The organism is Azovibrio sp. (genome assembly GCF_049658005.1).
GTDB lineage: Bacteria > Pseudomonadota > Gammaproteobacteria > Burkholderiales > Rhodocyclaceae > Azovibrio.
On the sequence record NZ_JBASOH010000081.1, the window covers coordinates 1 to 5764 of the forward strand.

Sequence of the window (5764 nt, forward strand, 5' to 3'; positions counted from 1 at the left end):
GCCTGACCTCGTGGGGCACCCGCGAGCAGGTATTCAAGGACCTGCCCCTGCACGGCAAGCGCGTGGGCATCGGCATCGACACCAAGCGGCTGCGCTGCCAGGCCTGCGGCAAGACCTTCTCGCAGGCGCTGCCGCTGCTGGCCGGGAACCGGATGATGACCGACCGGCTGGTGCAGTGGATTGGGCAGCAGGCATTGAAGCGCACCTTCACCTCGCTGGCTGACGAAACCGGCGTGGTCGAAGGGACGATCCGCAACATCTTCCGCGACTACATCAACGAGCTTGAGCAGACCGTCTGCTTCGAGACGCCGAAGTGGATGGGCATCGACGAAATCCACCTCATCAACAAGCCGCGCTACGTCGTCTCGAACAGCCATTCATCCTCAACTACTTCGAGCCCCCCGTCCCCAACGCCTGCACCGAGAGCCTGAACTTGCTGATTCGCGTCATCAACCGGCTGGGCCGTGGCTACTCGTTCGAGGTGCTGCGAGCCAAGATGCTGTTCACCGAAGGCATCCACAGCCGCAAGCAGGCACGGCCCAGGTTCGAGAGCGCCGCCCCCCGAGGGGGTCAAGGAAACGTGGGGCGGCCCGGCGTTTCCTTGAGAGCAAGCGCGTGTCGGAGCCTGCCGAGATGGCCAGAGTGTTGCCGGATGAGGCGATGGGCTATGGACTGCCCGTGCTGGAAAAGGTGCAGGCAATGAAGCCCCCCGAAGGACGCCGACCAACACCGACCAACACCGGGCACCACCGCCACCCACGAACTACGGCGCGGACATTTCAACACTCATCCGCAGGATCGAGGCGGGGGAGCTTTGATCCTGCTTCAACACGCTGTTACGAATAGCCACTTATTGCAGCGCGAACTGCTCCTGCCCTGTGTGGACCAACAGGCGCCGCTGCCCGGACCTGCCGAAATGACTTGGGTGAAACTGCGAGTGCAACGATGGGAAACCCCATGGGGAAAATCCTGGGGTCAAAGGGGTGGCTTTACCGGGGGTGGCTTTACCGGGGCATGGATCTGGACCCGGAATTCGGCACGAACCTCGATCGGGAGATCAATGCCCGCTTGCTGACTGCCTGTGCAAGGGATCAGGCCCTGAAGGATCGGGCCTGAAGGATCGGCCCTGAAGGATCAGCCCTGAAGGATCAGGCCCCTTCGCGCTTGCTCTGGCGTGAGGAAGTCCTGGCCGAGGTTTCCGGAGTGGTGCTGGAGGAGCCAGTGTCACCGGCTGCCTGCTGCAGTTGCTCTTGCATCTGCTGCATCAGGTTCCAGGGCCAGAGTGCAGCCTGGGAAAGTGATTCCCCTACGGTCGGGCCGTCCGGCATGGGTGGCTGGGGCTGACTTTCACCCATCTTTCCCATGGCATGGACGGCGGTCAAGGTGGCTTTCTGCATTTCCAGACCCTGAGTGGTCATCTGCAGCATGGAGAGGTTCATGCGCAACCAGCCTTCCACCGCCTTCAGGTCGGTAATCCGTTTTTCAAGTTCATCCACATCAAAAGTAGGTATGACCATGCCGGGCAGCGAAGCGCCCATGCCCCCCCACATATTGCGTAAAAAATTCATCGGGTCTTGTTGTGAATGAATCATGACAAACTCCTGGATGGGGCTGATTGGAACTATATTAGCCGAGATTGCAGGAGGAGTGGGCTTTTGCTGCGCGCCCAGGGTGATAGAGTAACGTCATCGACATAGAAAGGCGTGATGGAACCATGTTGAAATTCCTGATTGTATTGTGGAAGACCACGGTTTGGTCAGAGAGGGTTTGGTCCGGGTGTTGTGCCAGCTGGATGCAAACGTGAGCGTCGTCGAGGCCGGGAGTGGGGACCAGGCCTTGCAGGTGCTGGAAAAGGATGAAGAATTTGATCTGGTGTTGCTGGATCTGGCGCTGCCGGGCATGGATGGTTTCGCCTGCCTCGAAATTTTCCGCAACCAATATCCCTCGATACCGGTGGCGATTCTCTCGGCCTTCGATGACCCCCTGACGGTCAACCGGGTGCTGGCCAACGGGGCCTTGGGCTTCATCCCCAAGGCGTATTCCGGCGATGGACTGATCAAGGCCATTCGCAAGGTGCTGGCAGGGCATATTTTCCGTCCTGATGACACGGTGGCAACCTTGCTGGGGGATGAAATTCCGGTCCTGCCCAGCAATGGGGGCGTCACGCCGGAAGAGTGTGGCTTGACTGAGCGGCAAGGGCAGGTGCTGGGGCTGATGGCCAAGGGAAAATCAAATCGGGATATTGCCCAGCAGCTCGGCCTTTCCGAGGGAACCGTCAAGATCCACGTCACCGGCGTGTTCAAGGCCCTGGGGGTTTCCAGTCGTACTCAGGCCATGGTCATGGCAAGCCGCTACGGCATCAAGCTGTGAGTTGCGCTTCCAGACGTTGCAGTACGGCTCGCAAGCGGGCCGGGCGGATGGGCAAGGGGAGGTAGTGGGTGTCGTCCGGGGCATCGCTGGCCTCGCTTCCCAGCAGTATCAGGGGGCGCCCCTCCGGGAGGTAGGGAGCAAGGGCGGGATAGAGGTCGCAGGTGGTAATGATGATTTCCTGCGGCCTGGCAGGATTGCAATCTTGTTCCAGCGCGTAACCCCAGTTACAGAGGAGTTCGCGAACCGCTTCGAGGCGCTCACTTGCGCCGATGACGCAAACCGACAAGAGATTGCCGTGCGCCGAGGCTGAGGTATGGGGGGAGGGCAAAGCAGGTTTTTCCCCCTTGGGTAGCAGGAAGCCAAAACGGCTGCCGCGGCCCATCCGGGAGCATAGTTCGAGTTGCAAGCCCAATGCCCGGGCCAGGCGATCGACGATGGAAAGACCGAGTCCCAGCCCTTTGTGGGATTCCCGGGCCGCATTGTTGATCTGATAAAACTCGACGAAAATGGCTTGCTGGTGCTCGGGAGGTATCCCGATGCCGGTATCCCTGACTTCAAGCCGCACCTGCGAACCCCGCGCACGGGCAGAAACGAGGATGCCACCGGTTTCTGTATAGCGGATGGCATTGGAAATGAGGTTGGCCAGCATTCTTTCCAGCAAGTTTGCATCGGTAAAGACATGAAGCCCGTTGTCACGAAAGCGCAGCTGCAGTCCCCTGGCCTGGGCGGCACGATCGAAGCTGGTGCTCAAGCGGGAGAATATATCCCGGAGCGGATGGTGGGCGAGGTGCGGGAGGATGCCGGATACATCGAGGCGCGACAGGTCGAGCAGGGAGTCGAGCAATTCGCTGATGACCTCGGTGGACGATTGTATTTTCTGGCTCAATTGCGGAAGTTGTCCGGTTTTCTTGAGCCGGACCTGTCGTTGCAGATCGGAGGCAAAAAGCGCGAGGGCGTGTAAAGGCTGGCGCAGGTCGTGGCTGGCGGCCGCCAGAAAACGGCTTTTGGCGGCATTGGCGCGCTCGGCTTCCTGTTTTTGTTGCTCCAGGCGCAGGGCTGAATCTGCGAGCTGGATTTCCAGGGCCTGCTGCTTGCGTTCAAGTTCCTTGTTCTGTTTTTCCAGACGAAGACCATGCAGGTGCAATAGCCAGCCGCCAATCAGCAGGGTCAGCAGCACCAGCGTGGCCAGCGCAATATAGTCGAACAGGCGGCGGTTCCAGTGTGCCAGCAGGGTCTGTTCGGGAATCAGGGCGAGGACCCGCAGATCGGGAAAACCACTGACCCCGGTTTCTGCAATCAGCCACCCGGCATGATGGTCAGCACCGCTGAGCAGCTTGTGATGCTTGAGTACACCGCCGGCAAGGGCGTCCAGGGCGTAAGCACCGATCAACGGCGACTGCCGGGTCAGATCCGTGGGGCGGCAGGAGGCAATGATGCGGCCCTGGGTATTGACCAGAACCGCCTCGAAATCATCGCCGATACGGGCCGACCAGCAAAAATCCTGGAAGTAGGCCGGTTCAATGGCGGCAAAGACGGCACCAGAAAATTGCTGGCGGCCATCTTTCAGGCTCCTGGCCAGGGCGTAGGTGTAACGCCCAGAGTTGCGGCCGATATAAGGGCCGTACATGGCAAAATCCGCGCCTTGTCGAAGCGACATGAAGTAGGGGCGGTCATGCACATCGATGTGCGTGCTGGGAAATTGGGTGGAAATGAAGCGCTGTTCGCCATGCCGGTCAAACAGGATCAGGTCGCGCAGTTGGGGGAGGGCGCCACTGTGCCGGGTGGCAAGATATTCGAAACCGGTACGGTCGTCCCAGTGGCGCCAGCGATCGTGTCCGGAGAGGTCCGTTGAAAGTTCGCGCAGCAAAATGTCGACCGCTTCGAGGGAACGAGCCGTATGTTCGGCAATCAGTTCCGTCAGGTGAATCAGGCGCTGCCTGCCGGCCTCCCGCTCGTAATGTTGACTCTGGGTGATGTCGATGAGAAAACCAGCGAGGATCAGCACGCTGGTCAGGGCAACGAGCGGTAGTGCCAACCGGGCAGGATTGCTGCGGGAAAACAATCAACGCGCTCCTTCCGGGATGCGATAAATGTAAAGCGTTGCCTTGGGGTCGCCACCCTCTTCCCTGATCTCTTCGGGCCGGATGCCTGGAATCAGGAATGCCTTGCTGATCACGAGCGAGCCGGGACGCATCTCTTGCCGGGCCTTGTGCCACAAGGCTTCCATGGGGGCCGGAGAAAGAAAGCAATACACGGTATCGTAAGCATCGAGCGGGTGCTCCCAGAAATTGCCCCATTGCCATTGAAGACGAGGAATGGAGCGGCAACGAAGTTTTCCCAGTAGCCAGGGCAAGGGGGCATTTTCAATCCCCGCCAGATGAAGATCGGGGCGTTGATGGGCAAGCGGCAGCAATAAACTGCCGATCCCCGCGCCAATGTCCAGCAGGCTGGAATGCTGCGGCAACAAGGGGCTGATGCGCTGGGCGGTGGATGGGCTGCTCAGGTATAGAGGAATCCGGCCGCTGACGGCGCCCGGGAAAGACAGGAAAAGGAGAAGAAAGATCGCCAGCGGCAGGGATGGCGGCAGTGAAAGCTGCAGGCCGAGCCAGAGCAGAGGGGCAAAAGCACCATGAATCAGGCGCCACCACCAGGGTTGCCGGGCAAAGTGGGCGGCCAGCAAGGCAACGGCACCGATGGCGAGGGAGAGCTGCCCCCAATTCCAGGGCGATGCCCTGAAATGGTAGTAAGGCCAGGCCAGGCAGAAAACCAGCAGTGCGGCGGCGGCCTGCAAGGCGAAGTGACGGTAGGCTGGCATGGTGTGGGGCGGATTGAAGGGCGGCTTTCAAGGGCAAACCGTAATGGTGCCAGCAAGGCCGGGTAAACGGCAAAAATTTGTTGACAATGGGGTGGGGGGTCTGGATAATGCGTCGCTCCAGTTTGGAGGGGTTCCCGAGCGGTCAAAGGGATCAGACTGTAAATCTGACGGCTCAGCCTTCGAAGGTTCGAATCCTTCCCCCTCCACCAAAATAAATGCCAATCTGAGTGGTGGGTAAGGTGCGCGGGTGTAGCTCAATGGTAGAGCTGAAGCCTTCCAAGCTTAAGACGAGGGTTCGATTCCCTTCACCCGCTCCAGGTTTGTAGAGATTTGCCCATGTGGCTCAGTGGTAGAGCACCCCCTTGGTAAGGGGGAGGTCGGCAGTTCGATCCTGCCCATGGGCACCACCGCCTCGTGGTGTCTGAATTCATTTCTATATGTTTGGGAGTTGTGATGGCTAAGGAAAAATTTTCGCGTACGAAGCCGCACGTGAATGTGGGCACGATTGGTCACGTCGACCACGGCAAGACCACCCTGACGGCAGCGATTGCCACGGTGCTGGCCAAGAAGTTTGGTGGT

Annotated in this window: 7 protein-coding genes, 3 tRNA genes and 1 pseudogene; 8 read left to right on the forward strand and 3 right to left on the reverse strand. The window is 59.7% G+C overall.

What is annotated here, in order from left to right; translation table 11 throughout:
- Positions 1 to 155: 155 nt before the first annotated feature.
- The 3 genes and pseudogenes from WBH99_RS08090 to WBH99_RS08100 all read left to right on the forward strand — a co-directional run bounded on the left by WBH99_RS08090 (position 156) and on the right by WBH99_RS08100 (position 1116).
- Entirely contained in the window at positions 156 to 431 is a 276-nt protein-coding gene (locus tag WBH99_RS08090) for a helix-turn-helix domain-containing protein (protein WP_424219587.1), read from the forward strand.
- Positions 380 to 505: pseudogene (locus tag WBH99_RS08095) on the forward strand (transposase); the annotation flags it as partial. The gene WBH99_RS08090 and the pseudogene WBH99_RS08095, both read left to right, overlap by 52 nt.
- 452 nt (positions 506 to 957) lie before the next feature.
- Positions 958 to 1116: a hypothetical protein gene (locus WBH99_RS08100; RefSeq protein WP_424219582.1), complete on the forward strand. Its 159-nt coding sequence runs from the start codon at positions 958 to 960 to the stop codon at positions 1114 to 1116.
- Positions 1117 to 1148: 32 nt separating this feature from the next.
- Here the strand turns inward: WBH99_RS08100 and WBH99_RS08105 are convergent, their stop codons facing one another.
- The gene (locus WBH99_RS08105) at positions 1149 to 1592 is read right to left on the reverse strand and encodes a PhaM family polyhydroxyalkanoate granule multifunctional regulatory protein (RefSeq protein ID WP_424219583.1); all 444 of its coding nucleotides are present in this window, start codon (positions 1590 to 1592) and stop codon (positions 1149 to 1151) included.
- 145 nt (positions 1593 to 1737) lie between these two features.
- Between WBH99_RS08105 and WBH99_RS08110 the strand changes: the two genes are divergently transcribed.
- A complete protein-coding gene (locus WBH99_RS08110) occupies positions 1738 to 2370 on the forward strand; it encodes a response regulator transcription factor (RefSeq protein ID WP_424219584.1) in 633 nt (210 codons plus the stop codon).
- Here WBH99_RS08110 and WBH99_RS08115 read toward each other — a convergent pair.
- Positions 2360 to 4432, reverse strand: a complete 2073-nt coding sequence (locus WBH99_RS08115; RefSeq protein ID WP_424219585.1) for a sensor histidine kinase — start codon at positions 4430 to 4432, stop codon at positions 2360 to 2362. The genes WBH99_RS08110 and WBH99_RS08115 overlap by 11 nt on opposite strands.
- On the reverse strand, positions 4433 to 5185 hold the full coding sequence (locus WBH99_RS08120) for a class I SAM-dependent methyltransferase (RefSeq protein ID WP_424219586.1): 753 nt from the start codon (positions 5183 to 5185) through the stop codon (positions 4433 to 4435). It abuts the gene before it with no gap.
- A 124-nt stretch (positions 5186 to 5309) separates the two neighbouring features.
- Between WBH99_RS08120 and WBH99_RS08125 the strand changes: the two genes are divergently transcribed.
- From WBH99_RS08125 to WBH99_RS08140, 4 genes are all read left to right on the forward strand, one after another.
- Positions 5310 to 5394 (forward strand) — tRNA-Tyr (locus tag WBH99_RS08125).
- 34 nt (positions 5395 to 5428) lie between these two features.
- Positions 5429 to 5502: transfer RNA gene (locus WBH99_RS08130), tRNA-Gly, on the forward strand.
- A 15-nt stretch (positions 5503 to 5517) separates the two neighbouring features.
- Positions 5518 to 5592, forward strand: a tRNA-Thr gene (locus tag WBH99_RS08135).
- A gap of 46 nt (positions 5593 to 5638) precedes the next feature.
- Positions 5639 to 5764: GTP-binding protein (locus WBH99_RS08140; protein WP_424218060.1), on the forward strand; the 126-nt coding region annotated here is incomplete at its 3' end.